The organism is Mycolicibacter sp. MU0083 (genome assembly GCF_963378075.1).
Taxonomy (GTDB): Bacteria; Actinomycetota; Actinomycetes; order Mycobacteriales; family Mycobacteriaceae; genus Mycobacterium; species Mycobacterium kokjensenii.
Genome location: NZ_OY726394.1, coordinates 2,365,692 through 2,392,011, shown reverse-complemented (window position 1 = coordinate 2,392,011; position 26,320 = coordinate 2,365,692). Strand labels below are relative to the sequence as shown.

Genomic DNA, 26,320 nt, shown 5'->3' with positions numbered 1-26,320 from the left:
TTACTTCGGGCATTCATTCCTCAAAGGGGGTATTCCGTGCTGCGCAGCCACGACGCCGGCTCATTGCGGGCAACCGACGCCGGGCACAGCGTCACGCTTGCCGGTTGGGTGGCGCGGCGACGCGACCACGGCGGTGTCATCTTCATCGACCTGCGTGACGCCTCCGGAGTGGCCCAGGTGGTGTTCCGGGACACCGAGGTGCTCGAGCAGGCGCACCGGTTGCGCGCCGAGTTCTGTGTCGCGGTCACCGGCGTCGTCGAGGTCCGTCCCGCCGGCAACGAGAACCCCGACCTGCCCACCGGCGCGATCGAGGTCAATGCGACGGCGCTGACGGTGCTCAACGAGGCCGCCGCCCTGCCGTTCCAACTCGACGAGTCCGCCGGTGAAGAGGCCCGGTTGCGGCACCGCTACCTGGATCTGCGTCGTGAAGACGGCCCCGGCGCTGCGCTGCGGCTGCGCTCCAAGGTCAATGCGGCCGCCCGCGCGGTACTCGCCGAGCGGGACTTCGTCGAGATCGAGACCCCCACGCTGACCCGGTCGACTCCGGAGGGCGCACGCGACTTCCTGGTTCCGGCACGGCTGCAGCCCGGTTCGTTCTACGCCCTGCCGCAGAGCCCGCAATTGTTCAAGCAGCTGCTGATGGTGGCCGGTATGGAGCGTTACTACCAGATCGCCCGCTGCTATCGCGACGAGGACTTCCGCGCCGACCGGCAGCCGGAGTTCACCCAGCTGGACCTGGAGATGAGCTTCGTCGATTCCGAAGACGTCATCGGTGTGGCCGAGCAGATCCTCAAAGCCCTGTGGGCGTTGATCGGCTACGACCTGCCACTGCCGTTGCCCCGGATGACCTACGCCGACGCGATGCGCCGGTTCGGCTCCGACAAGCCGGATCTGCGGTTCGGGCTGGAACTGGTGGAGTGCACGGAGTTCTTCTCCGACACCACCTTCCGGGTCTTCCAGGCTCCCTACGTGGGTGCGGTCGTGATGCCGGGCGGGGCGTCGCAGCCGCGACGGACCCTGGACGGCTGGCAGGAATGGGCCAAGCAGCGCGGGGCCAAGGGCCTGGCGTACGTGCTGATCGGTGAGGACGGTGAGCTGGCGGGTCCGGTCGCCAAGAACCTCACCGACGCCGAGCGCGCCGGGCTGGCCGGGCACGTGGGCGCGGCACCGGGGGACTGCATCTTCTTCGCGGCCGGCGCGGCCAAGCCGTCCCGGGCGCTGCTGGGTGCGGCCCGCGGCGAGATCGCGCGGCGTCTGGACCTGATCGACCCCGACGCCTGGGCGTTCACCTGGGTCGTCGACCCGCCGCTGTTCGAGCCGGCCGGTGACGCGACCGCCGCGGGCGACGTCGCGGTCGGTTCCGGGGCGTGGACGGCGGTGCATCACGCCTTCACCTCGCCGAAGCCCGAGCATGCGGGCAGCGTGGAGTCCGACCCCGGTGCGGTGCTCGCCGACGCCTACGACGTGGTCTGCAACGGCAACGAGATCGGCGGCGGTTCTATCCGTATCCACCGCCGCGATGTCCAGCAGCAGGTCTTCAAGGTGATGGGGATCGACGAAGCGGCCGCGCAGGAGAAATTCGGGTTCCTGCTGGACGCCTTCAGCTACGGCGCACCCCCGCACGGCGGGCTGGCGTTCGGCTGGGATCGCGTGGTGGCGTTGCTGGCCGGGGTGGACTCCATCCGCGAGGTCATCGCGTTCCCGAAGTCCGGCGGCGGTATCGACCCGCTGACCGACGCCCCGGCGCCCATCACCGCCGCGCAGCGCAAGGAAGCCGGAATCGACGCCGCACCCCAGCCCCGCTGAGCCGCGGCCGCTGGACAGCGGCGGGTCGGCGGGGCGAGGCTGTCAGATATGGATTCGGCGGAGTTCGCCCGACTGGTCGTCGCCAACATGCCGTTCGCGGCCGCCTTGCAGATCGAGGTCGATGACCTGACACCGCAGCAGGTGTGCGCGACCATGCCGTGGGCGCCGGAGCGCTGTACCACGGGCGGCATCCTGCACGGGGGAGCGTTGATGGCGTTCGCCGACACCGCCGGTGCCCTGTGTGCCGTGGCGAATCTGCCGCACGGCGCCAGCACGTCGACCATCGAGTCGAAGACGAACTTCTTCCGGGCCGTGCGGGGCGGTGTCGTGACGGCGACCAGCGTGCCGCTCCACGTCGGACGCACGACCATCGTGGTGCAGACCGATCTCAGCGACGAGCACGGTACGTCGGTCGCCAGGATCACCCAGACGCAGGCGGTGCTGGCGCCGAAACCGGGGTAGCCGCGCTCACCAGAATGGTTTGAGCAACTGGCGCATCGCCGGCGGCACCCAGCCCTTTACCGAGGACGGGAATACCTTTCCCGGACCGCATTTCGGCCAGGCGTACGGGCCCTGCTCGTCGAGTACCCGATTGGCGACGGCGATCTGCTCTTCGCGAGACGCCTTCGCCGGTGACCCCACGCCGCCGAATGCACGCCACGTCGACGGTTTGAACTGCAGTCCGCCGTAGAAGCCATTGCCGGTATCGGCGGCCCAGTTACCGCCCGATTCGCATTGTGCGACGGCATCCCAGCCCATCAACATGGTGTCCGCTCGTGCGACACCCGCCGGCGCCAGCAGCGCGCCGACGATCCCCCCGGTGACCAGCCCGGACACGGCCCAGTCGAGGCGCCGCTTCCCAGCCTGCACGACACGCCGTGTCGTGTTCCGGTGCATATCACGACCTCCGTGATAGTTGTGTATCAGTGAGGTTTCCGAGCATAACGCGATTAATGATGAAATTGCACATTTTGGTCATCTAACGATGCAAATGAGCTGTTTGATTTTATTGAGATAAAAGTAAACAATTGATGCTTGAGTTAATTAAGTTGTTATTGTTACGTATGTTGCGAGAGATCTCTTAGAAATTAAGATGTAATTAAGTGATTGATGTTTCTGGTGTTACTAATGTGACCAGAGTGGCTAATGGGTTTTTCCGAGCCGGGTCCACGGATGCGACGGGTTCGCCCGGGAAAATCGCCAGAGCCGTCCATCCGGGTCCGCGGCGGCACGCTCGGGCGGCTTCGGTCTGATCGCGGCACCCCGCGGCGCGCTGCCCGGTTGGGCGCCGCCATCGCCGTTAGGCTGCCTCGGGTGGCCGACCGCTATGGAACCGACATCCTCGCCAACAACCCGCACTCCGCCCGCAAGGTCCGCTCCGTGGAGGTGCCCCTCGAACGCGGCATGGTGGTCGAAGACGCCCAGACCGGCTTCGTCGGCGCCGTGGTGCGGGTGGCCTACGGCCGGATGGACCTCGAAGACCGGCACGGCCGTACCCGGGGGTTCCCGGTCGGTCCCGGCTATCTGATCGACGGCAGACCCGTCATCCTCGTCGAGCCCAAGCCCGCCGCGCCCAAGGCGCCCGCGCGCACCGCGTCGGGCTCGGTCGCCGTGGCGGGCGCACGCGCCAAGGTCGCGCTGGCCAGCCGGATCTACGTGGAGGGCCGGCACGACGCCGAACTCGTCGAGCAGGTCTGGGGTGAGGACCTCCGCCTGGAAGGCGTGGTGGTCGAATACCTCGGCGGCATCGATGACCTGGCCGGCATCGTGGCCGATTTCCGGCCCGGGCCGGGACGACGCCTCGGGGTACTGGTCGACCACCTGGTCGAGGGTTCCAAGGAGACTCGGATCGCCGAGACGGTGCGGCGCGGTCCGGGCGGTGCGCACACACTGATCGTCGGGCATCCCTACATCGACATCTGGCAGGCGGTGAAGCCGGGGCGGCTCGGGATGCAGGCCTGGCCGAAGATCCCGCGCAACGTCGAGTGGAAACACGGCATCTGCGCCGCGCTCGGTTGGCCGCACGCCGAACAGGCAGACATCGCCGCGGCCTGGCAGCGCATCCGGGGCCGGGTGCGCGACTGGACGGACCTGGAGCCGGCGCTGATCGGCCGGGTCGAGGAACTGATCGACTTCGTCACGCAATCCGGCTGAATCGGGTTCGTGCACCCACCCGAGCCGGTTGGATGGCGACATGAAGACGATCGCCGCCGTGGCACATGCGCCCAACCAGCCGTTCGAGATCATGGAGCTCGACCTGGACGGTCCCGGCCCGGGCGAAGTGCTGATCAAATACACCGCTGCGGGACTGTGCCATTCGGACCTGCACCTGGCCGACGGCGACTGGCCGGCACGCTTCCCGATCGTCGGCGGGCACGAGGGCTCCGGGATCATCGAGGAGGTCGGACCCGGGGTGACCAAGGTGGCCCCCGGCGATCACGTGGTGTGCTGCTTCATCCCCAGCTGCGGCTCCTGCCGGTACTGCTCGACCGGGCGGCAGAACCTCTGCGACATGGGCGCCACCATCCTGGAGGGCAGCATGCCCGACGGCACCTTCCGATTCCATCGTTCCGGATCCGGCGGAGTCGTCGACTACGGCGGGTTTTGCATGCTGGGCACCTTCGCCGAGCGTGCGACCGTCTCCCAGCACTCGGTGGTCAAGGTCGACGACTGGCTGCCGTTGGAGACCGCGGTCCTCGTCGGCTGCGGTGTGCCCACCGGGTGGGCGACCGCCAACTACGACGGCGGGGTGCGCGCCGGGGACACCGTGGTGGTCTACGGCGTCGGCGGGGTCGGCATCAACGCAGTGCAGGGCGCCGCGCACGCCGGCGCCAAGTATGTGGTGGCCGTCGACCCGGTGGCGTTCAAGCGCGACACCGCGCTGACACTGGGGGCCACCCATGCGTTCGCCACCGCCGAGGAGGCGATGGCCAAGGTCGCCGAACTCACCTGGGGTCAGATGGCCGATCAGGCGCTGATCACCGTCGGCGACCTCGACGAGGCGGTGACGACCGCGGCGTTCAACACCATCGGCAAGGGTGGCACCGTCGTCATCGCCGCCCTGGCGCGCCTGGAGAACCTCGACGTGCACGTCTCGGGTTCTCATCTGGCGCTGTTCGGCAAGACCATCAAGGGCACCCTGTTCGGCGGGGCCAACCCGCAGTACGACATCGTGCGACTGCTGCGCCTCTACGACGCCGGCCAGCTAAAGCTCGACGAACTGGTCACCCGCCGCTACACGCTGGAGCAGATCAACGAGGGCTACCAGGATCTGCGGGACGGCAAGAATATCCGTGGCGTGATCGTGCACCGCTGAGCCGCGGCAGCCCAGGGTGGGTGAGGGCGAACGTCGGCTGCGCGTGGTATGCCTGAAACCGTGTCCGATGGCCTGTTCGACCTGACCGGTGCCCCCGCGCCGGAGCCGACCGGGTCCGGCGCGCCCGCATCCACGCCGCTGGCGGTGCGGATGCGTCCGGCGACGCTCGACGAGGTGGTCGGCCAGGACCATCTACTGGGGCCGGGTTCGCCGTTGCGTCGGCTGGTCGACGGGTCCGGGGCGGCGTCGGTGATCCTCTACGGTCCGCCCGGCACCGGCAAGACCACGCTGGCCTCACTGATCTCCGGCGCCACCGGGCGGCGGTTCGAGGCGCTGTCGGCGTTGAGCGCCGGGGTGAAGGAAGTGCGCGCGGTGATCGACACCGCGCGCCGTGCGGCCGCCTACGGCGAGCAGACCGTGCTGTTCATCGACGAGGTGCACCGCTTCTCCAAGACCCAGCAGGACGCGCTGCTGGCGGCGGTGGAGAACCGGGTGGTACTGCTGGTGGCGGCCACCACCGAGAACCCGTCGTTCTCGGTGGTCGCCCCGCTGCTGAGCCGCTCACTCATCCTGCAACTGCGTCCGCTGGGGCCCGACGACATCACCGCGGTGGTGCGCCGCGCCCTCGACGACGAGCGCGGATTCGGGGGGCGGGTGACGGTGGCACCCGATGCGGTGGAGCTACTGGTCCGGCTGGCGGCCGGGGACGCACGCCGGGCCCTGACCGCGCTCGAGGTGGCCGCCGAGACGGTGGGGACGACGGGGGAGCCGGTGACCGTCGAGGTCGTCGAGGGCTCGCTGGACCAGGCCGCGGTGCGTTACGACCGCGACGGCGATCAGCACTACGACGTGATCAGTGCGTTCATCAAGAGTGTGCGCGGCTCCGACGTCGACGCCGCGCTGCACTATCTGGCCCGGATGCTGGTCGCCGGCGAGGACCCGCGGTTCATCGCCCGCCGGCTGATGATCCTGGCCAGCGAAGACATCGGGATGGGCGATCCCACCGCGCTGCAGACCGCGGTCGCCGCCGCGCAGACCGTCGCCCTGATCGGCATGCCCGAGGCGCAGCTGACCCTGGCGCACGCCACCGTGCATCTGGCGACCGCCCCGAAATCCAATGCGGTCACCACCGCGCTGGGTGCGGCGATGGCCGACATCCGCGCCGGCAAGGCCGGGGCGGTACCGGCGCACCTGCGCGACGGCCACTACGCGGGCGCGCAGTCGCTGGGCAATGCGGTCGGCTACCGCTACGCCCACGACCATCCGGACGGTGTTGTGCCGCAACAATATCCGCCCGACGAGCTGGTGGGTGTGGACTACTACCAGCCGACCGGCCGGGGCGCCGAACGCGAGATCGCCGGGCGGCTGGGCAAGCTGCGGGCCATCATCCGCCGGCGGGGCTGAGTCGGCCGGTCTGGCCAAGCCAGTCGGCCAGGGAGCGTCCGGCGTCCAGCACGTGCTGCTCGGCGATGCTGCGCGCGGTGTCGGCGTTCCCGTCGGCCAGCGCGGCGACCAGCCTGCGGTGGTCTTCCAGTGAGTGGCGTTCGTGTTCGGGGAACACCGTCAGGAAGTTCGTGGGCACCACCCGGGCGGCGTGCCGGATCTGGATGAGCAACCGCGGTGAGTGCGCGGCCCGGTGAATCTCCTGATGGAACTGCCAATTGGCGTCGCCGATGGTCTCCGAGCCGCGCAATGCTTCCACCTCGGCATCCAGCGCGCGCAGGTGCTCGACTTCGGGCGGGGTGATCCGTTCGGCGGCCCACGCGGCGGCCTGTCCGGTCAGCACGCCCAGGATGGTGAAGCTGTCCAGCACGTCCTCGGGCCGGATGCCGATCACCGTGACGCCGCTGCGCGGCGCAACTTCCACCAGGCCCTCGTAGGACAACTCCAGCAGTGCCTCGCGTACCGGTGTGCGGCTGGTGGCGAACTCGGTGGTGATGGCGTCCAGATCCAGCCGGCTGCCGGGCGCCAACTCGCCGGTGAGGATCCGGTTGCGCAGTTCGCGCGCCGCGCGCTCGCGCACGGTGCCACCGATGTCGACATTGTTGGCCGCCACGGGATGCATGGTACACATCACAAAATTCAATAGTTGATACCTGATATATCAGATGGTAGATATTTAGGCATGACGAAACGCACCGACAAGATGGCGCTGGTCGCCTTCATGCAAGCCGGCAACGCCTCGGTCTACGCCGGATCGTGGCGCCACCCGGCCACCGAGCACGGGTACCTCGACGCGTCCTACTACGCGCACATCGGTCGGCAACTCGAAGCGGGCTGTTTCGACCTGATGTTCTTCGACGACCGGTTGGCCATGCCGGGCATCTACGGCGGGTCGGTCGCCGAAGCGGTGCACTACGGGGCGCGGCCGGTGAAGCTGGACCTGTCGGTCGTCCTCGGGGTACTGGCCCAGGCCACCTCCAAGATCGGGCTGGGCGCCACCTACTCGACCACCTACTACCAGCCCTTCCACGTGGCCCGAACCTTCGCCAGCCTCGATCACCTCTCGGGTGGCCGGGCGGCGTGGAACGTGGTGACCTCGGTCAACGACAGCGAAGCCCAGAACTACGGCCTGGCCAGCCACCTCAGCCACGACGAGCGCTACGACCGCGCCGACGAATTCCTCGACGTCGTCGCCGGACTCTGGGACAGCTGGGAAGACGGTGCGATCGTCGCCGACCGGGCGGCCGGGATCTTCGCCGACCCGACCAAGGTGCACGAACTCAACCATGTCGGTGAGTACTTCTCCGCCCGCGGCCCGCTGACCGTGCCGCGCACCCCGCAGGGCCGGCCGGTGATCCTGCAGGCCGGATCCTCGGGCCGGGGCCGTGACTTCGCCTCCCGCTGGGCGGATCTGATCTTCACCGGCGACCCGGGATTCGAGGTGGCGCGGGCCCACTACGCCGACCAGAAGCAGCGCATCGGCGACTCCGGACGGGACCCGGCCACGGTGAAGATCTGCCCGATGGCCTATGCGGTGGTCGGCGAGACCGAAGCGCAGGCCAAAGACCGCGAGCAGATCCTGCTCAACGATCTGGTGCACCCGATGGCGTCGTTGACACTGCTGTCGGAGCTGATGAACTACGACTTCGCCCGGCACGACCTCGACGACCCGATCACCGACGAGCTGATCGCCTCGGTCTCGGGTATCCGCGGACTGGTGCAGAACCTGCGCGCCCACATCGGCGGCGATACCGTCACACTGCGCGACCTGGCCGGCCACCGCGCCACCCTGCTGCAGGGGCCGCGCTTCGTCGGCACCGGGGCTCAGGTCGCCGATCAGATGGAGGAGTGGTTCAACGGCGGCGCCTGCGACGGATTCGTCTTGGCCGCAACGCATTCCCCGGGCTCCTACGAGGACGTGGTCCGGATGGTGGTCCCGGAGCTGCAGCGCCGCGGGCTGTTCCGCACCCGTTACGAGGGCAGCACCCTGCGCGAGCACCTGGGTCTACCCCGGCCCGCGGCAGCGACTGCTGTGCCGGCATGACCGGCGCGATGCTCGACGGGGTGCGGGTGCTGGACCTGGCCACCCTGGCGGCGGCCCCGCTGGTCGCCACCTACCTGGGCGAATTCGGCGCCGACGTCATCAAGGTCGAACAACCCGGAACCGGTGACCCGATCCGCGGCTGGGGTAATCAGCGCGACGGCATCGGGCTGATGTGGAAGTCGGTGTCGCGCAACAAGCGTTCCGTGACCGCCGATCTGCGGGTGGTCGAAGGCCAGGAACTGGTGCGCAAGCTGGTGGCGCACGCCGACGTGGTGATCGTCAACACCCGTCCGCAGACCCTGCGCGGGTGGGGCCTGGACTACGAGGCGCTGCGGGCGGTCAACGACCGCATCGTGATGCTGCACATCACCGGCTTCGGGCTGTCGGGTCCCAAGAGCGAGCGGCCCGGGTTCGGCACCCTCGGCGAGGCGATGAGCGGGTTCGCCAACATCACCGGCGAAGCAGACGGCCCGCCCACCCTGCCGCCGTTCATGCTGGCCGACGGGGTGGCCTCGCTCAACGCCGCCTACGCGGTGATGATGGCGCTGTATCACCGCGACGTACACGGCGGTCCCGGCCAGTTGATCGACGTCAACCTGATCGACCCGCTCGCCAGGCTGCTGGAGCAGACCCTGCTCGGCTACGACCAGCTCGGGCTGGTGCCGACCCGAGCCGGCAACCGGTGGGACATCTCCGCACCGCGCAACACCTACCGCACCGCCGACGGCCGCTGGCTGGCCATGTCCGGCAGCTCACCAGCATTGGCGCTGCGGGTGTTTCGCGCGATCGGGCGCGCCGACCTGGTCGACGACGCCGATTTCTCCGACCCGCAGCGCCGACTGGCCCGCGCCCGCGAGGTCGACCGGGTGGTCGCCGACTGGGTGGCGACCAAGACCCTGGCGGAGGCCATGGCGGTCTTCGACGCCGAGCAGGTCGCCGCCGCCGCGGTCTACGACATAACCGACCTGGTCGCCGACGAACAACTGGCCCACCGTGAGGTCTTCGTCAAGATCGGCGACGACGAACTCGGGGCCATGACCGTGCAGGCACCGGTGCCACGCTTCTCCGACGCGACCGGTCGTGTCGATCATCTCGGCCCGCGGCTGGGGGAGCACAACGCCGAGGTCTACGCCGAACTGCTCGGCCTCACCCAAACCGATATCGACGACCTGCACGCCCGCGGCGTGCTCTGACCACCGATCCGAGGAGAACCATCCGATGAGCTCTGTCCTGCGTCGTTCCGAACTGGCCGTGCCGGCCGCCAACGACAACATGTTCGCGCGTGCCGCCGCATCCGAGGCCGACCTGGTCTTTCTGGACCTCGAAGACGCGACCGCGCCCGCCCAGAAGGTCGGTGCCCGCGCCAAGGTCATCACCGCCCTCAACGACCTGGACTGGGGGCGCACCGCGCGCGCGGTCCGGATCAACGGACTGGATACCGCGTGGTGCCACGACGACATCATCGACGTCGTCACCCATGCCGGGGCGAACCTGGACACCATCGTCGTGCCCAAGGCCTGCACCGCCCGCGACGTCTGGTGGGTGGATCTGCTGCTGACCCAGCTGGAGGACAAACTCGGGCTGGAACGCCGGATCCGCCTCGAGGTGCTCATCGAGGAGGTCGAAGGCCTGGCCAACGCCGAGGAGATCGCCAAGGCCAGCCCGCGCATGGACGCACTGATCTTCGGCGTCGGCGACTTCTCGCTGTCGCAGGGCGCCCGGGTGGACACCAACTTCGTACCGGTCTGGGACTACCCGGGCGACTTCTGGCACTACGCCCGAAACAAGGTGATGGTCGCCGCGCGCATCGCGGGCATCGCCGCCATCGACTCGCCCTACCCCGACTACGGCGACCTGGCCGGCTACGAGGCCGAGGCCCGACGCTCCTCGCTGTACGGCTACACCGGCAAGTGGGCGATCCACCCCACCCAGATCCCGGTGGCCAACGCGGTGTTCTCGCCGACACCGGAAGAGGTCGCGCTGGCCGAGCGCAACATGGCCGCTTATCGCGAGGCCGAGGCCCGCGGGCTGGGCGCGGTGGGGGTCGACGGCGTCCTGGTCGACGCCGCCCACGTGAAGATGGCGCAGCGCACCCTGGACCGGGTCGCGCTGATCAACGGGGGGTAGGGGCCTTCCCGCGGGGGGAACGGGGCCGGTATCGACCGAGGCTCCTTGCCTGCACGGCGTCCGCCGGGCAGCCCGGTACTGTAGTGCCGTTAAACGGGCGCGACGGCGGGAAGCGATAGACAGTGCAGACACACGAGATCAGGAAACGCTTCCTCGATCACTTCGTGAAGGCGGGCCACACCGAGGTGCCGAGCGCGTCGGTGATCCTGGACGACCCCAACCTGTTGTTCATCAACGCGGGCATGGTGCAGTTCGTACCGTTCTTCCTGGGGCAGCGCACCCCGCCCTACGCCACCGCCACCAGCATCCAGAAGTGCATCCGTACCCCGGACATCGATGAGGTGGGCATCACCACCCGGCACAACACCTTCTTCCAGATGGCGGGCAACTTCTCGTTCGGCGACTACTTCAAGCGCGGCGCGATCGAGCTGGCCTGGACACTGCTGACGGGCAGCGTCGCCGACGGTGGCTACGGCCTGGATCCGGAACGGCTGTGGGCCACCGTCTATCTCGACGACGATGAGGCCATCGCCCTGTGGCAGGAGATCGCCGGACTGCCGATGGAGCGCATCCAGCGTCGCGGCATGGCCGACAACTACTGGTCGATGGGAATCCCCGGGCCGTGCGGCCCCTCATCGGAGATCTACTACGACCGGGGTCCCGAGTTCGGCATCGACGGCGGTCCGGTCGCCAACGAGGACCGCTACATCGAGATCTGGAACCTCGTGTTCATGCAGAACGAGCGCGGCGAGGGCACCTCCAAGGACGACTACGAGATCCTCGGGCCGCTGCCGCGCCAGAACATCGACACCGGCATGGGCGTCGAGCGGGTCGCCTTCCTGCTCCAAGGTGTGCAGAACGTCTACGAGACCGACCTGGTGCGTCCGGTGATCGATGTGGTGGCAGCGCGGGCGCCGCGCGGCTATGACACCGGCAACGCCGCCGACGATGTGCGCTACCGGATCATCGCGGATCACTCCCGCACCGCGGCCATCCTGATCGGCGACGGGGTCAACCCCGGCAACGACGGCCGGGGCTATGTGCTGCGGCGGTTGCTGCGCCGGGTGGTGCGGGCGGCCAAACTGCTCGGCATCGACACCCCGATCGTGGGGGAGTTGATGGCGTGCGTCCGCGACGCGATGGGTCCGTCGTACCCGGAACTGGTCACCGACTTCGACCGGATCAACCGGATCGCGGTCGCCGAGGAGGCCGCCTTCAACCGCACGCTGGCCTCGGGTTCGCGGCTGTTCGACGACGCGGCGACCGCGACGAGATCATCCGGTTCCACGGTGCTGTCGGGTACCGATGCGTTCACCCTGCACGACACCTACGGATTCCCGATCGAGTTGACCCTCGAGATGGCGTCCGAAGCCGGCCTGACCGTCGACGAGGGCGGCTTCCGGGAGTTGATGGCCGAGCAGCGGGCCCGCGCCAAAGCCGACGCCGCCGCCCGCAAGCATGCCCACGCGGACCTGAGCGCCTACCGCGAACTGGTCGACGCCGGCCCGACCGAGTTCACCGGATTCGATGAACTGTCCTCCGAGGCAACGGTTCTGGGAATCTTTGTGGACGGCAAGCGGGTTCCGGTGGTCTCCCACGAGGACGGCGCCACCGCCGATCGCATCGAGCTGGTGCTCGATCGCACCCCGCTCTACGCCGAGTCCGGTGGCCAGATCGCCGACACCGGCAGCATCAGCGGCGCCGGTGGAGCCGCCAGAGCCGCGGTCAGCGACGTCCAGAAGATCGCCCAGACGCTGTTCGTGCACCGCGTCACCGTCGAGTCCGGCGAATTCGTCGAGGGCGACGGCGTGATCGCCGCCGTCGATCAGGCCTGGCGCAAGGGCGCCACCCAGGGGCATTCGGGCACGCACATGGTGCATGCGGCGCTGCGACAGGTGTTGGGGCCCAACGCGGTTCAGGCCGGATCGCTGAACCGTCCGGGTTACCTGCGGTTCGACTTCAACTGGCAGGGCGCGCTCAGCGACGACCAGCGCCGCCAGATCGAGGAGGTCACCAACGAGGCGGTGCTGGCCGCGTTCGACGTGCACACCTCCATCGAAGACCTGGAGAAGGCCAAGGCCATGGGCGCGATGGCGATGTTCGGCGAGAAGTACCCGGAGAAGGTCCGGGTGGTCGAGATCGGCGGCCCCTTCTCCCTGGAACTGTGCGGCGGCACCCACGTGACCAACTCGGCGCAGATCGGGCCGGTCACCATCCTCGGCGAATCCTCGGTCGGCTCCGGGGTGCGGCGCGTGGAGGCCTACGTCGGACTGGACTCGTTCCGGCACCTGGCAAAGGAGCGTGCACTGATGGCCGGCCTGGCCTCGTCGCTCAAGGTGCCCTCGGAGGAGGTCCCCGCCCGGGTGGCGAACCTGGTGGACCGACTGCGCGCCGCGGAGAAGGAACTGGACCGGGCCCGGCTGGCAAACGCGCGCGCGGCCGCCGCAAATGCCGCCGCAGGCGCCGAACAAGTCGGTAACGTGCGACTGGTGGCGCAACGGATGGCCGGTGGTATCGGCGGCGGCGACCTGCGCTCGCTGGTCGGCGACATCCGCGGCAAGCTGGGCGAGCAGCCCGCGGTGATCGCATTGATCGCCGACCCGCCGTCGGACGGGCAGGGCGGCGTTCCCTATGTGGTCGCCACCACCGCCGCGGCCCAAGACCTCGGGCTGCGCGCCGACGCTCTGATCAAGGACCTGGCGGCGGCGGTAGCCGGCCGCGGGGGCGGCAAAGCGGACCTGGCGCAGGGCTCCGGCAAGGACTCCGCCGGGATCGACGCCGCATTGGCGGCGGTGCGTGCGGCGGTCGCCCGGAGTGCCCCGGCGTGACCTCACCCCACCATCGCACCCCGGATCGACCAGGCGGGCCGGACGATCCCGGCCGTGGCCGCCGACTCGGAGTGGATGTGGGCAGCGTGCGCATCGGGGTGTCGTGCTGTGATCCCGACGGCCTGCTGGCGACTCCGGTGGAGACCGTCCGCCGGCACGGATCCGGATCGCACCTGCGCCGACTGGCCGACCTGGCCGACGAATACGACGTCGTCGAAGTGGTGGTGGGACTGCCGCGGACGCTGGCGGACCGGGCCGGGTCGGCGGCCGAGGACGCGATCTCGGTGGCCGACGAACTGGCCCGCGTGCTGAGGGCCCGCAAGCGGCACGCCCCGGTCCGGCTCGCCGACGAGCGACTGAGCACCGTCAGCGCGGCCCGGGACCTGCACGCGGCGGGGATGCGGTCCAAACGCCAGCGTTCGGTGATCGACCAGGCCGCGGCGGTGACGATCCTGCAGAGCTGGCTCGACCAGCGCCGGGCGGTGGCCCCGGCGGCTCGCACGGAGGACGACGATGTCTGACGACGGACCCAGTACGAGGGCGAAACCCGAAGCGATCGGGCCGCCGCGCCGGCGGATGAGCCGGACCGAGCGTGCCCGGGAGAACCGGCGCCGTCGCCAGTTCACCCGGCGCCGTCGTGCGGTCGGCGTCCTCGGTGCCGTGCTGGTCACGTTGGCGGTGATCGGGGCGGTCTTTCTCGGTTCGAAGCTCTGGCATGCCGACGGACCACCGGTCGACTTCACCGGGGACGGTGGCCAGCAGGTGCTGATCGAGGTGCACGAGGGTGACTTCACCACCGCGATCGCCGAGACCATGCTCGAGGCCGGGGTGATCGCCAGCGTCGCCACCTTCCTCGATGCGGCCGACGGCAACGCCGCCATCGCCGCCATCCAGCCCGGCTTCTATCGGTTGCGTGCCGAGATCCCGGCCGCCACCGCGGTGGCGCAGCTGATCGACCCGCAGAACCGGGTGGGCAAACTGGTGATCCCCGAAGGACGCCAACTCGACGACACCACCGACATGAAGACCGATCGGGTCACTGCGGGCGTCTTCTCCCTGATCGCCGACGCCAGCTGCCTCGATCTCAACGGTGAGCGGCACTGTCTCAGCGCAAAGGACCTCAAGAGGGCGGCCGAGACGGAGTCGCTGGAGACCCTGGCGGTGCCCGAGTGGGCCGTCGGCCCGGTCACCAAGATGGGACGCGACCACCGCCGCATCGAAGGACTGATCACCGCGGGCACCTGGAACGTCGACCCCACCGCACCGGCCGCCACCGTGCTGGCGAAGCTGATCCGCCAGAGTGCCGCGGAACTGGACCGGTCCGGGCTGCCGGCCACCGCCGAACAGCTCGGCATGACCCCCTACGAGCTGCTGGTGGTGGCGTCGCTGATACAACGCGAAGCCCTCCCACACGACTTCGCCAAGGTGGCCCGGGTCATCGACAACCGGCTGGGTGAGCCGCAGCGGCTGGAGTTCGACTCCACGGTCAACTACCCGCTGGACCGCCAGGAAGTGGCGACCACCGACGCCGACCGAGCCAAGGTCACGCCGTGGAACACCTACGCCTCCGACGGACTGCCGGCCACCCCGATCTGCTCACCGGGTACGGAGGCGTTGCACGCCGCAGAACATCCCGAGCCCGGGGACTGGCTGTACTTCGTGACCATCGACAAGGACGGCACCACCTTGTTCACCCACAACTATCAGCAACACCTGAACAACATCGAGATGGCGTTGGACAACGGTGTCCTCGACAGTTCCCGCTGACCCGGCCGCGCGCCGCGCCGCGGTGCTGGGTTCGCCGATCGCGCACTCCCGCTCGCCGCAGCTGCATCTGGCCGCCTACCGGGCCCTCGGCCTGCCGGGCTGGACCTATGACCGCATCGAGTGCACCGCCGAAGACCTGCCGGCGCTGGTCGCCGGATTCGGGCCCGAATGGATCGGCGTCTCGGTCACCATGCCGGGCAAGTTCGCCGCCCTGGCCTTCGCCGACGAACGGACCGGGCGCGCCGAACGCGTCGGATCGGCCAACACGCTGGTGCGGACCGCCTCCGGTTGGTTGGCCGACAACACCGACGTCGACGGGGTGAGCGGAGCGTTGGGGTCTGCCGGCCCGCTGTCGGGGTCGGCGATCGTGGCGGGTTCGGGCGGCACGGCCCCCGCCGCGGTGGTGGCGCTGGCCGAGTTGGGCATCGACCACATCACGGTGGCCGCCCGCAACGCCGACAACGCGGCCCGGGTGGTGGCGTTGGCCACCGAATCCGGCATGAAAGCGCAGTTCTGCGCGCTCGACAGCCCCGCGCTGGAGGAGGCCGCCGCGGCCGCCGCGGTGCTGGTCAGCACGCTGCCGGCCGATGTCGCAGCCCGCTACGCGCCGTTGCTGGCCGGAGTCCCGGTACTGCTGGACGCGATCTACGATCCCTGGCCCACGCCGTTGGCCGGCGCGGTCGGCGCTGCCGGTGGCACGGTCATCAGCGGCCTGCAGATGCTGTTACATCAAGCCTTCGCTCAGGTGGAGTTGTTCACCGGTCGGTCCGCTCCGCGCGAGGCGATGACTTGCGCGGTCGCCGACCTCGGCTGAGCATGGCCCCATGGTGGGGGCGGTCGGGCTGCTGGTGGCGGGCTGGCTGGTGCTGCTCAGCGGCTATGACATCCGGCAGCGCCGACTGCCCAACCGGCTGACGCTGCCCGCGGCGGCGGCGGTGCCGGTCGCGGCGGCGGTTGCCGGACACGGTCTGGCGGCGCTGGCCGGCGGGGCCGCCCTGAGCGGGGCATATCTGCTGGTCCACCTGATCGCGCCGGCCGCGCTGGGGGCCGGGGACGTCAAGCTCGCCGCCGCGCTCGGGGCGCTGACCGGTGCCTTCGGGGCCGACCTGTGGGTGCTGGCCGCGGTGAGCGCGCCGCTGTTGACCGGGGTGTGGGCCCTGGTCTCGGTGGGCGCGGGCCGCGGACGGACGGTGCCGCACGGGCCGGCGATGTGTCTGGCCAGCGCAGTGGCGGCGGTGCTGGGGATGTGCTGAGTAGACGTAAATTAATGCCTAATGTGACATTGCCAGAAATGGTTTGCCGCTCAGCACATTTTTAGGTAATATTCCACTATTGAACTGATGACTGGGGTGTAGACAAAACGGGGGGTGACCGTGAAGCGAGCTGTAATCGGGGGTTTCGTCGCTGCTGCGGTCGTTGGGAGCGGCGCCTTACTGGCGGAGCGCATGGCGTCACCGTCGCTGCCCGACGTGCAGGTTTCGGCGGTGCAATTGTCCAGCGTGGCGGGGAGTGACTCCGACGTGCAGTGGTTGGACCTGTTTGCGCAGGTCTCGGCCAACGGCGACGCCTTCGGCGCGTATCTGCTGGACCCGAGCGAGTCGACCGGGCAGGGCGATGCCGCGCTGGTGCTGATCGATGCGCCGGCCTCGGCGCAGGACTTCGAGTCGATCCTCGACGGCGTGGTCGGCAACGCGGGCAGTCAACTCAATGCGGTGACCTCGCCGAGCAACGGCCGGGATGCGGTCACCTACCTGATCCGCAACAACGGTTCCTGAACCTGGTCGCAGGACTGCGGGCCGCAGCGAATTTCGTCTGGCGCGGCCCCGACCGGCGTGCGGTGCGCAACCGTAACGTCCTCCAAGCCCGGGCGGGCATGACGGGCATGGGAAGATGGGACACGTGTTGCGTTGGATAACCGCCGGGGAATCACACGGTCGTGCATTGGTGGCCATGGTCGAGGGCATGGTCGCCGGAGTGGACATCACCTCTGCTGACATCGCCGCCCAACTCGCCCGTCGGCGACTGGGCTACGGGCGTGGTGCCCGGATGAAGTTCGAGGCCGACGCGGTGACCGTGCTCTCCGGCGTACGGCACGGGGTCACGCTGGGCGGGCCGATCGCGGTCGAGATCGGCAACACCGAATGGCCCAAGTGGGAGACCGTGATGGCCACCGACCCGGTCGACCCGGCCGTGCTGGACAGTGAAGGCGGTGCCCGCAATGCGCCGCTGACCCGGCCGCGTCCCGGCCACGCCGACTATGCCGGGATGCTCAAATACGGCTTCGACGACGCCCGCCCGGTACTGGAGCGGGCCAGCGCGCGCGAGACGGCGGCCCGGGTCACCGCGGGAACCGTCGCGCGGGCGTTCCTCGACCAGGCACTGGGTGTCCAGGTGATCTCCCACGTGATCTCCATCGGTGCCTCCGAACCCTACGACGGGCCGCCGCCGCAGCCGTCGGATCTGGCCGCCATCGACGACAGCCCGGTGCGGGCCTACGACCGGGCCGCCGAGGAATCCATGATCGCCGAGATCGAGGCCGCCAAGGCCGACGGCGACACTCTCGGCGGGGTGGTGGAAGTGGTGGTCTCGGGCCTGCCGATCGGATTGGGTTCCTTCATCAGCGGGGATGACCGGCTCGACAGTCAGCTGGCCGCCGCGATCATGGGCATTCAGGCGATCAAGGGCGTCGAGATCGGCGACGGTTTCACCACCGCACGGCGACGCGGCAGCGCGGCGCACGACGAGATGTATCCGGGCCCGGACGGAGTGGTGCGTTCCACCAACCGGGCCGGTGGGCTCGAAGGCGGCATGACCAACGGGCTGCCGTTGCGGGTGCGCGCGGCGATGAAGCCGATCTCGACCGTTCCGCGGGCCCTGGCCACCGTCGACATGGCCACCGGTGAGGAGGCGGTCGCCATCCACCAGCGCTCCGACGTGTGCGCGGTGCCGGCCGCGGGGGTGGTCGCCGAGGCGATGGTGGCGCTGGTGCTGGCCCGCGCCGCGCTGGCCAAATTCGGCGGCGACTCGCTGACCGAGACCCGACGCAACATCGAGGCCTACCGTCGCGCCGTGGCCGAGCGCGGACCGCTGGGCGACCGGGCCCGGGCATCGGGGTAACAGCGCATGCCCCCCAGAGCGGTTCTCGTGGGGTTGCCCGGAGCGGGCAAGTCCACGATAGGACGGCGGCTGGCCAAGGCCCTCGACGTCGACATGCTCGACACCGATGCGGCCATCGAGGCCCGCACCGGCCGCAGCATCGCCGATATCTTCGCCACCGACGGCGAAGCGGAATTCCGGCGGATCGAAGAAGAGGTGATCCGGGCGGCCCTGGTCGAACATTCCGGGGTGCTGTCGCTCGGCGGCGGCGCCGTCACCACACCCGGGGTCCGCGAGGCGCTGGCCGGACACACGGTGGTGTTCTTGGAGATCAGCGCCGCCGAAGGCGTGCGACGCACCAGCGGCAGTACCGCGCGTCCCTTGCTGGCCGGGCCCGGCCGGGCCGAGAAGTTCCGTGAGCTGATGTCGCAGCGGGTGCCGCTGTACCGGCGGCTCGCGACGATCCGGGTCAACACCAACCGGCGTAACCCGGGTGCGGTCGTGCGCTATATCGTGGCTCGGCTGGACGCCGGCCCGACCGAGGACAGCGCTGACCGACAGGCCGCACCACCTACTCCCGCGGGCATGCCGCCCACCCCCGCCACACTGGCGGCACGACAGACCGGAGGACGCAAGTGACCGAGATTCCCGACCCGATCACCGTGACGGTGGCCACCGATCCGCCCTACCCGGTGGTGATCGGCAAAGGCCTGCTCGGTGATCTCGCCGGGTTGCTCGCCGGGCGCAACAAGGTCGCGATCCTGCACCAGCCGACGCTGGAGGCCACCGCCGAAGGCGTCCGAGAGTTCTTGGCCGACAAGGGGATCGAAGCGCATCGCATCGAGATCCCGGACGCCGAGGACGGCAAGTCGCTGCAGGTCCTCGGATTCATCTGGGACGTGCTCGGCCGCATCGGCCTGGACCGCCGCGACGCCCTGGTCAGCCTCGGCGGCGGCGCCGCCACCGATGTGACGGGGTTCGCCGCGGCCACCTGGCTGCGCGGCATCTCGGTGGTGCACGTACCCACCACCTTGCTGGCGATGGTCGACGCCGCCGTCGGCGGCAAGACCGGCATCAACACCGAGGCGGGCAAGAACCTGGTCGGCGCCTTCCACCAGCCCGCCGCCGTCGTCGTGGACCTCGCCACCCTGGAGACCCTGCCCAAACGCGAGATCGTCGCGGGCATGCCGGAGATCGTCAAAGCCGGCTTCATCGCCGACCCGGTCATCCTGGATCTGATCGAAGCCGACCCGGTGGCGGCGATGGACCCCGAAGGCGAGGTACTCGGCGAGCTGATCCGCCGGGCCATCACCGTCAAGGCCGAGGTGGTCGCCGCCGACGAGAAAGAGTCGGACCTGCGGGAGATCCTCAATTACGGACACACCCTGGCGCACGCGATCGAAGCCTTGGAGCACTACCAGTGGCGGCACGGCGACGCGGTCTCGGTCGGTCTGGTGTTCGCGGCCGAACTGGCCCGCATCACCGGGCGCCTCGACGACGCCACGGCGGACCGGCACCGGTCGATTCTGCTGTCGCTGGGACTGCCGGTCAGCTACTACGAGGACGCGCTGCCCGCCTTGCTGGATTACATGGTGGGGGACAAGAAGACCCGCGCCGGTGTGCTGCGGTTCGTGGTGCTCGACGGACTGGCCAAGCCGGGCCGGCTGGAAGGACCCGACCCGATGCTGTTGGCCGCCGCCTACGACGAGGTGGGTCGGCGATTCCGATTGGAGCGGCGATGAACCGGATCAACGTCATCAACGGCCCCAACCTGCAGCGGTTGGGCCGGCGTGAACCGGCCGTCTACGGCAGCACCGGCTATGCCGACCTGAAGGCGATGATCGAACGCGAAGCGGCGGCCCTCGGCGTCGAGGTTCTGGTACGGCAGAGCGACAGTGAAGCCGAACTGCTCGAGTGGATCCATCAGGCCGCCGACGACGCCGAACCGGTGATCCTCAACGCCGGTGGCCTGACCCACACCTCGGTCGCGTTGCGTGATGCGTGCGCCGAACTGACGGCGCCGCTGATCGAACTGCACATCTCCAATGTGCATGCCCGCGAAGACTTTCGGCGGCACTCCTACCTGAGCCCGATCGCCGACGGGGTGATCGTCGGACTCGGGGTGCGCGGTTACCTGCTGGCGCTGCGCCACCTGGCCGAGTCGACCGGCTAAGCCTGCGACCCGTCGTCCTTGATCACCGGGAACTCGGTGGTGGATTCGGTGTCGGACGGAAACTCCTCGGTGGTGAATCCCGCGGCCGGTGCGGCCAGCGTCGCGTCCGCGGCGGCACCCGCATCGGTCGGCGCCGCGGCGGTGGCATCTTCGGCGACCGCAGCGGGAGCGCCGACGGTGGCGAACACATCGGTCTCCGGTGCCGCCTCGCCGTCGGCGGCCAGGCCGTGGTGGCGCACCGGCATCTTCTCGTACTCCTTGTCGACGCGGCGACGGCCCACCGCCACCGCGGCCACCGCGGTCGCGAAGATCAGCAGTGCGGTGAACGCCGCGAAGCTGGTCATCTCGTTGTAGAACTCGGCGATGTAGAGCGCCTTGTCGAACTGGCCGATGATCCAGGAGACGAAACCGCTGAGCAGTCCCGCGACCAGCCCGGCACCCAGCCACGTCATCGCGAGGTCGTCGCGGCGGTCCGGGTCGGGGTTGGCCTTGGCGTCCGCCCGGCCGTCCGAGTAGCCCCACACCGCCACGCCGATCGCGAACAGCAGCATCAGCGTCAGGCTGATCAGACCGACGTGCGATTCGAAGGCGTTGATCAGCACACCTTGGATGAGGCGGCACACGACCATCAGTGCAGCGAAGACCAGCCCGCGCAGTAACCACTTGCTCATGGACGCACAGCGTAGCGAGTACCGTCGGGCCGTGTGACACATTCCTCCCGTCGGGCGAGTCTGAGTGCTGCGCTACACGCCGCCGACCTGGACGCGATGTTGGTGACCGACCTGGTCAACGTGCGTTATCTGTCCGGATTCACCGGATCGGCCGGAGCGCTGCTGGTCTACGCCGACGACCGGCCGGCGCTGCTGGCCACCGACGGTCGCTACCGGACCCAGGCCGCCCGGCAGGCCCCGGATCTGCAGGTCGCCATCGAACGTGCCGGCGCCCGCCACCTGGCCGAACGGGCCGCGGCCGGGGCGGACCGGATCGGCTTCGAAGCCCACGTGGTGACCGTGGACGGCTTCGACGCGCTGTCGGCCGCGGTGGCGCCGGGGGAGTCCGGCACCGGCGGTGCCGAACTGGTGCGGGCGTCGGGCATGGTGGAGGCGCTGCGCGAGGTCAAGGACGGCGGCGAGGTGGCCCTGTTGCGGCGCGCCTGCGAGGCCGCCGACGCGGCGCTGACCGACCTGGTGGAACGCGGCGGGCTGCGGCCGGGCCGCACCGAACGCGAGGTGAGCCGCGAACTGGAGGCGCTGATGCTCGACCACGGCGCCGACGCGCCGTCGTTCGAGACGATCGTGGCCGCCGGGGCGAACTCGGCGGTACCCCATCACCGGCCCACCGATGCCGTGCTGGCCGCCGGCGACTTCGTCAAGATCGACTTCGGTGCGCTGGTCGCGGGCTATCACTCGGACATGACCCGGACCTTCGTGCTGGGGGCCGCCGCCGACTGGCAGCGCGAGATCTACCAGGTGGTCGCGGCCGCGCAGCAGGCCGGCCGACAGGCGCTGCACCCGGGTGCGCGGTTGTGCGAGGTCGACGCCGCCGCACGCGCGGTGATCGCCGAGGCCGGCTACGCCGAGACCTTCAGTCACGGGCTCGGCCACGGCGTGGGCCTACGGATTCACGAAGCGCCGGGAATCAATGCGGCGGCCGACGGTACACTGCTTGCCGGTGCTGTGGTGACCGTGGAACCCGGCGTCTATCTGGCTGATCGTGGCGGGGTCCGTATCGAGGACACGCTCGTGGTCGGCGGTGGACCTTCGGCACCCACCGGGTTTCCCCCGGAACTGCTGACTCGGTTCCCCAGGGAACTGACCATTTGCTAGGAGACGGACAAGACCGTGGCTTCAACCGCTGACTTCAAGAACGGGCTGGTACTGGTGATCGACGGCCAGCTGTGGCAGATCACCGAGTTCCAGCACGTCAAACCGGGCAAGGGCCCGGCCTTCGTGCGCACCAAGCTCAAGAACGTGGTGTCGGGCAAGGTCGTGGACAAGACCTACAACGCCGGCGTCAAGGTGGAGACCGCCACCGTCGACCGGCGCGACGCCACCTACCTGTACCGCGACGGCAACGACTTCGTGTTCATGGACAGCGAGGACTACGAGCAGCACCCGCTGCCCGAGGCGCTGGTCGGTGACGCGGCGAACTACCTGCTGGAGAGCATGCTGGTGCAGATCGCCTTCCACAACGGGGTGCCGCTGTACCTGGAGATGCCGGTCAGCGTCGAGCTGGAGGTCACCCACACCGAGCCGGGTCTGCAGGGCGACCGGTCCAGCGCGGGCACCAAGCCGGCCACCGTGGAGACCGGTGCGCAGATCAACGTGCCGCTGTTCATCAACACCGGGGACCGGCTGAAGATCGACACCCGCGATGGCAGCTACCTGGGACGGGTCAACTCCTGACCATGCCCGCCGGTAAGCCGGTAAAAGGCCGACACCAGGCCCGCAAGCGTGCGGTCGATGTGCTCTTCGAGTCCGAGGCCCGGGGACTGACCCCGGCGCAGGGTGCCCAGCTGCGGATGACGCTGGCCAGTGAGCAGTCCGAGGTGACGCCGCTGCAGGCCTACACCATCACCGTGGCCAACGGGGTGACCGAACACGCCGCCCACATCGACGACCTGATCACCTCGCATCTGCAGGGCTGGAAGCTGGAGCGCCTGCCGGCCGTGGACCGGGCGATCCTGCGGGTCGCGATCTGGGAGCTGCTGCACGCCGAGGACGTTCCCGAACCGGTCGCCGTGGACGAGGCGGTGAAGCTGGCCAAGGAGTTGTCCACCGACGACTCACCGGGCTTCGTCAACGGCGTACTGGGGCAGGTGATGTTGGTGACCCCGCAACTACGGGCGGCATCGCTGGCGGTCCGGGCGGCCGGAGCGCCGGCTCGCAGCGTCGACGACGAGATCGACGAGCACGCCGGGTCGGACGCCGACTCGCAGGACTGAATCGGCCCCACGCCGATGCAATACGGGCACACTGGCCCCATGAATGCGAGCTGGGACCTACGAGATCGGCGGTTGCGGGTATCGGCGCTGGCGGCGGTGGCCAACCCGTCCTACTCCCGGGTCGACACCTGGAACCTGCTCGACGACGCCTGCCGGCGCCTGGCCGAGGCCGACCGCGGCGGCCTGGACACCACCCACGACGTCGGCCGGGTGAAACGCCTGCTGGACCGGATCGGCACCTATGAGCGGTACTGGCTGTTCCCGGGCGCGGCGAACCTGGCGGCGTTCCGTGAAGACCTGGAGGCCATGGCGACGGTGTCGCTGAGCGAGCAGGTCTCCCTGGTGGTGCGGCTGCTGTCGGATTACGGCGACCGGGCGGCGTTGTTCGACCTCTCCTCGCCGCTGTCGGATCAGGAACTGGTGGCCCGGGTGCGCCAGCAGCAGTTCTACACCGTGCTGCTGGCCGATGATTCACCGCCGGACGCATCCGAGAGTCTGGTGGAGAGCCTGCGCGGCCTACGCAACCCCGACGACGAGGTGCAGATCGAACTGCTGGTGGTCTCCAGCGTCGAGGACGCCGTCACCGCGGTGGCGCTCAACGGTGAGATCCAGGCCGCGATCGTGCGGCACGATCTGCCGTTGCGGTCCCGCGACCGGGTTCCGCTGATGAACACGCTGCTGGGTGCCGCCGACGACGCCGGGGCGGTCGGAAGCGGCCACGACGCCATCGAATGCGGCGAGTGGATGCGCCTGCTGCGACCGCACATCGACCTGTATCTGCTCACCGACGAATCGATCGCCGCCGACACCGCGGACGAACCGGATGTCTACGACCGCAGCTTCTACCGGCTCAACGACGTCACCGACCTGCACAGCACCGTGCTGGCCGGCATCCGCAAGCGTTACGCCACACCGTTTTTCGATGCCCTGCGGGCCTACGCCGCCGAGCCGGTCGGACAGTTCCACGCGCTACCGGTAGCCCGCGGCGCCAGCATCTTCAACTCCCGTTCGCTGCAGGACATGGGGGAGTTCTACGGCCGCAACATCTTCATGGCCGAGACGTCGTCCACCTCCGGCGGGCTGGATTCGCTGCTGGACCCGCACGGCACCATCCGGGAGGCGATGAACAAAGCCGCCAAGACCTGGAACGCCGACCACACCTACTTCGTCACCAACGGGACCTCGACGGCGAACAAGATCGTCGTGCAGGCCCTGACCCGCCCCGGTGACATCGTGCTGATCGACCGGAACTGCCACAAGTCGCATCACTACGGGCTGGTGCTGGCCGGGGCGTATCCGATGTACCTGGACGCCTACCCGCTGGCGCCGTATGCGATCTACGGCGCGGTGGAGTTGCAGACCATCAAACGCGCCCTGCTCGATCTGGAGGCCGCCGGCCAGCTGCACCGGGTCCGGATGCTGCTGCTGACCAACTGCACCTTCGACGGCGTCGTCTACAACCCGCAGCGGGTGATGGAGGAGATCCTGGCCATCAAGCCGGACATCTGCTTCCTGTGGGACGAGGCCTGGTACGCGTTCGCCACCGCGGTGCCGTGGGCCCGGCAACGCACCGCGATGGTCGCCGCGGAGCGGCTGCAGGCCAAACTGGGCACCGCCCGCTACGCCGAGGAGTATCAGGCCTGGCAGGACGCCATGGAGGGGGTGGACCGCGACCAGTGGAGCCGGCATCGCCTGCTGCCGCATCCCTCGGCTCGGGTGCGCGTCTACGCCACCCACTCGACCCACAAGTCGCTGTCGGCGCTGCGGCAGGCGTCGATGATCCACGTCCGAGACCAGGACTTCAATGCACTGGCCCGCGAATCGTTCGCCGAGGCGTTTTTGACCCACACCTCCACCTCGCCCAACCAGCAACTGCTGGCATCGCTGGATCTGGCCCGGCGACAGGTGGACATCGAGGGATTCCAGATGGTCCGGCGGGTCTACGACATGGCGCTGGTGTTTCGCCACCGGGTCCGCAAAGACCGGCTGATCAGCAAGTGGTTCCACATTCTCGACGAGAACGACCTGGTGCCCGAACGATTCCGGGAGTCCACGGTCAGCTCCTACCGGGAGATCCGCCAGGGCGCACTGGCGGAATGGAACGAGGCGTGGCGTTCCGACGAGTTCGTGCTCGATCCGACCCGGGTCACGCTGTTCGTCGGCAAGACCGGGATGAACGGCTACGACTTCCGCGAGAAGATCCTGATGGAGCGGTTCGGAATCCAGATCAACAAGACGTCGATCAACTCGGTGCTGTTGATCTTCACCATCGGCGTCACCTGGTCCAGCGTGCACTACCTGCTCGACGCGCTGCGCCGGGTCTCCGGCGAACTGGACCGCGAATGGGATGCGGCCAGCACCGACGACCGGGCGTTGCAGCAGCGCCGCACTCTCGAGATCACCGAAGACCTGCCGCCGCTCCCGGATTTCAGTGCGTTCGCGCCGGCGTTCCGGCCCGGCGGTGCAAGCACGTTCGGGGATATGCGGTCGGCGTTCTACGGCGGCTATGAGGAGTCCGACCGCGAGCACGTGCTGCTCGGCGACGCCGGCCGCCGCATCGCCGACGGCCGGGTGCTGGTGTCGACGACGTTCGTGGTGCCCTACCCGCCCGGATTCCCGGTCCTGGTGCCCGGGCAGATGATCTCCAAGGAGATTCTGTACTTCCTGGCCGAACTCGACGTCAAGGAGATCCACGGCTACAACCCCGACCTGGGCCTGGCGGTGTTCACCCAGGAGGCACTGGAGCGTTATGCCGGCTCGCCGACACCCGGGTAGG

25 protein-coding genes are annotated in these 26,320 nt (G+C 69.1%); 22 read left to right on the top strand and 3 right to left on the bottom strand.

Translation table 11 applies throughout. The annotated features are described in order from the left end of the window. Positions 1-36 precede the first annotated feature (36 nt). Positions 37-1,806: an aspartate--tRNA ligase gene (gene aspS, locus RCP38_RS10990; RefSeq protein WP_308473004.1), complete on the top strand. Its 1,770-nt coding sequence runs from the start codon at positions 37-39 to the stop codon at positions 1,804-1,806. Positions 1,807-1,854: 48 nt separating this feature from the next. Continuing rightward, complete coding sequence (locus RCP38_RS10985) at positions 1,855-2,268, top strand: PaaI family thioesterase (protein ID WP_308473003.1); 414 nt, start codon at positions 1,855-1,857, stop codon at positions 2,266-2,268. Between the two features lie 6 nt (positions 2,269-2,274). Here the strand turns inward: RCP38_RS10985 and RCP38_RS10980 are convergent, their stop codons facing one another. Then, positions 2,275-2,703 (bottom strand): transglycosylase family protein, encoded by a 429-nt coding sequence (locus tag RCP38_RS10980; protein WP_373692338.1) that lies wholly within the window; start codon positions 2,701-2,703, stop codon positions 2,275-2,277. A 417-nt stretch (positions 2,704-3,120) separates the two neighbouring features. Between RCP38_RS10980 and RCP38_RS10975 the strand changes: the two genes are divergently transcribed. The 3 genes from RCP38_RS10975 to RCP38_RS10965 are packed head-to-tail and all read left to right on the top strand — an operon-like array spanning position 3,121 to position 6,526. After that, a complete protein-coding gene (locus RCP38_RS10975; RefSeq protein ID WP_308473002.1) occupies positions 3,121-3,960 on the top strand; it encodes a DUF3097 domain-containing protein in 840 nt (279 codons plus the stop codon). 40 nt (positions 3,961-4,000) lie between these two features. Then, on the top strand, positions 4,001-5,122 hold the full coding sequence (locus RCP38_RS10970; RefSeq protein WP_308473001.1) for an NDMA-dependent alcohol dehydrogenase: 1,122 nt from the start codon (positions 4,001-4,003) through the stop codon (positions 5,120-5,122). Between the two features lie 48 nt (positions 5,123-5,170). Beyond that, the gene (locus RCP38_RS10965) at positions 5,171-6,526 is read left to right on the top strand and encodes a replication-associated recombination protein A (protein WP_308473000.1); all 1,356 of its coding nucleotides are present in this window, start codon (positions 5,171-5,173) and stop codon (positions 6,524-6,526) included. Here RCP38_RS10965 and RCP38_RS10960 read toward each other — a convergent pair. Then, positions 6,507-7,178 (bottom strand): GntR family transcriptional regulator, encoded by a 672-nt coding sequence (locus tag RCP38_RS10960; RefSeq protein ID WP_308472999.1) that lies wholly within the window; start codon positions 7,176-7,178, stop codon positions 6,507-6,509. The genes RCP38_RS10965 and RCP38_RS10960 overlap by 20 nt on opposite strands. Before the next feature lie 69 nt (positions 7,179-7,247). Here RCP38_RS10960 and RCP38_RS10955 point away from each other — a divergent pair, with 69 nt between their 5' ends. The 13 genes from RCP38_RS10955 (at position 7,248) to aroQ (ending at position 20,600) form a co-directional block, all read left to right on the top strand. Continuing rightward, a complete protein-coding gene (locus RCP38_RS10955; protein WP_308472998.1) occupies positions 7,248-8,609 on the top strand; it encodes an LLM class flavin-dependent oxidoreductase in 1,362 nt (453 codons plus the stop codon). Between the two features lie 8 nt (positions 8,610-8,617). Beyond that, positions 8,618-9,802 carry a CaiB/BaiF CoA transferase family protein gene (locus RCP38_RS10950; RefSeq protein WP_308477211.1) on the top strand — a complete coding sequence of 395 codons (1,185 nt, stop codon included), beginning with the start codon at positions 8,618-8,620 and terminating at the stop codon, positions 9,800-9,802. A 25-nt stretch (positions 9,803-9,827) separates the two neighbouring features. Continuing rightward, positions 9,828-10,736: an HpcH/HpaI aldolase/citrate lyase family protein gene (locus RCP38_RS10945; RefSeq protein ID WP_308472997.1), complete on the top strand. Its 909-nt coding sequence runs from the start codon at positions 9,828-9,830 to the stop codon at positions 10,734-10,736. 122 nt (positions 10,737-10,858) lie between these two features. Continuing rightward, entirely contained in the window at positions 10,859-13,564 is a 2,706-nt protein-coding gene (gene alaS / locus RCP38_RS10940; RefSeq protein WP_308472996.1) for an alanine--tRNA ligase, read from the top strand. After that, positions 13,561-14,085, top strand: coding sequence for a Holliday junction resolvase RuvX (gene ruvX / locus RCP38_RS10935; RefSeq protein ID WP_308472995.1), 525 nt, complete (start codon positions 13,561-13,563; stop codon positions 14,083-14,085). Before alaS ends, ruvX begins: the two co-directional genes overlap by 4 nt. Further along, positions 14,078-15,331, top strand: a complete 1,254-nt coding sequence (locus RCP38_RS10930; protein ID WP_308472994.1) for an endolytic transglycosylase MltG — start codon at positions 14,078-14,080, stop codon at positions 15,329-15,331. Before ruvX ends, RCP38_RS10930 begins: the two co-directional genes overlap by 8 nt. Continuing rightward, positions 15,309-16,145, top strand: coding sequence for a shikimate dehydrogenase (locus tag RCP38_RS10925; protein WP_308472993.1), 837 nt, complete (start codon positions 15,309-15,311; stop codon positions 16,143-16,145). The genes RCP38_RS10930 and RCP38_RS10925 overlap by 23 nt, the downstream gene beginning before the upstream one ends. Positions 16,146-16,155: 10 nt before the next feature. Beyond that, positions 16,156-16,584 (top strand): prepilin peptidase, encoded by a 429-nt coding sequence (locus RCP38_RS10920; protein WP_308472992.1) that lies wholly within the window; start codon positions 16,156-16,158, stop codon positions 16,582-16,584. Positions 16,585-16,776: 192 nt separating this feature from the next. Further along, entirely contained in the window at positions 16,777-17,106 is a 330-nt protein-coding gene (locus RCP38_RS10915) for a hypothetical protein (protein WP_308472991.1), read from the top strand. Between the two features lie 124 nt (positions 17,107-17,230). Beyond that, on the top strand, positions 17,231-18,448 hold the full coding sequence (gene aroC / locus RCP38_RS10910; RefSeq protein ID WP_308472990.1) for a chorismate synthase: 1,218 nt from the start codon (positions 17,231-17,233) through the stop codon (positions 18,446-18,448). A gap of 6 nt (positions 18,449-18,454) precedes the next feature. Beyond that, positions 18,455-19,066: a shikimate kinase gene (locus RCP38_RS10905; RefSeq protein WP_308472989.1), complete on the top strand. Its 612-nt coding sequence runs from the start codon at positions 18,455-18,457 to the stop codon at positions 19,064-19,066. 5 nt (positions 19,067-19,071) lie between these two features. Beyond that, positions 19,072-20,169: a 3-dehydroquinate synthase gene (gene aroB, locus RCP38_RS10900; protein ID WP_308477209.1), complete on the top strand. Its 1,098-nt coding sequence runs from the start codon at positions 19,072-19,074 to the stop codon at positions 20,167-20,169. Further along, on the top strand, positions 20,166-20,600 hold the full coding sequence (aroQ, locus tag RCP38_RS10895; RefSeq protein WP_308472988.1) for a type II 3-dehydroquinate dehydratase: 435 nt from the start codon (positions 20,166-20,168) through the stop codon (positions 20,598-20,600). Before aroB ends, aroQ begins: the two co-directional genes overlap by 4 nt. Here aroQ and RCP38_RS10890 read toward each other — a convergent pair. Beyond that, positions 20,597-21,271, bottom strand: coding sequence for a B-4DMT family transporter (locus tag RCP38_RS10890; RefSeq protein WP_308472987.1), 675 nt, complete (start codon positions 21,269-21,271; stop codon positions 20,597-20,599). The genes aroQ and RCP38_RS10890 overlap by 4 nt on opposite strands. Before the next feature lie 33 nt (positions 21,272-21,304). Here RCP38_RS10890 and RCP38_RS10885 point away from each other — a divergent pair, with 33 nt between their 5' ends. Genes RCP38_RS10885 through RCP38_RS10870 form a run of 4 tightly spaced genes read left to right on the top strand, consistent with a single transcriptional unit; the run spans position 21,305 to position 26,319 of the window. Next, entirely contained in the window at positions 21,305-22,426 is a 1,122-nt protein-coding gene (locus tag RCP38_RS10885) for an aminopeptidase P family protein (protein WP_308472986.1), read from the top strand. Between the two features lie 15 nt (positions 22,427-22,441). Beyond that, positions 22,442-23,005, top strand: a complete 564-nt coding sequence (efp, locus tag RCP38_RS10880; RefSeq protein WP_308472985.1) for an elongation factor P — start codon at positions 22,442-22,444, stop codon at positions 23,003-23,005. A gap of 2 nt (positions 23,006-23,007) precedes the next feature. After that, on the top strand, positions 23,008-23,544 hold the full coding sequence (gene nusB, locus RCP38_RS10875; RefSeq protein ID WP_308472984.1) for a transcription antitermination factor NusB: 537 nt from the start codon (positions 23,008-23,010) through the stop codon (positions 23,542-23,544). A gap of 39 nt (positions 23,545-23,583) precedes the next feature. Further along, positions 23,584-26,319, top strand: a complete 2,736-nt coding sequence (locus tag RCP38_RS10870; protein ID WP_308472983.1) for an aminotransferase class I/II-fold pyridoxal phosphate-dependent enzyme — start codon at positions 23,584-23,586, stop codon at positions 26,317-26,319. Position 26,320 lies beyond the last annotated feature (1 nt).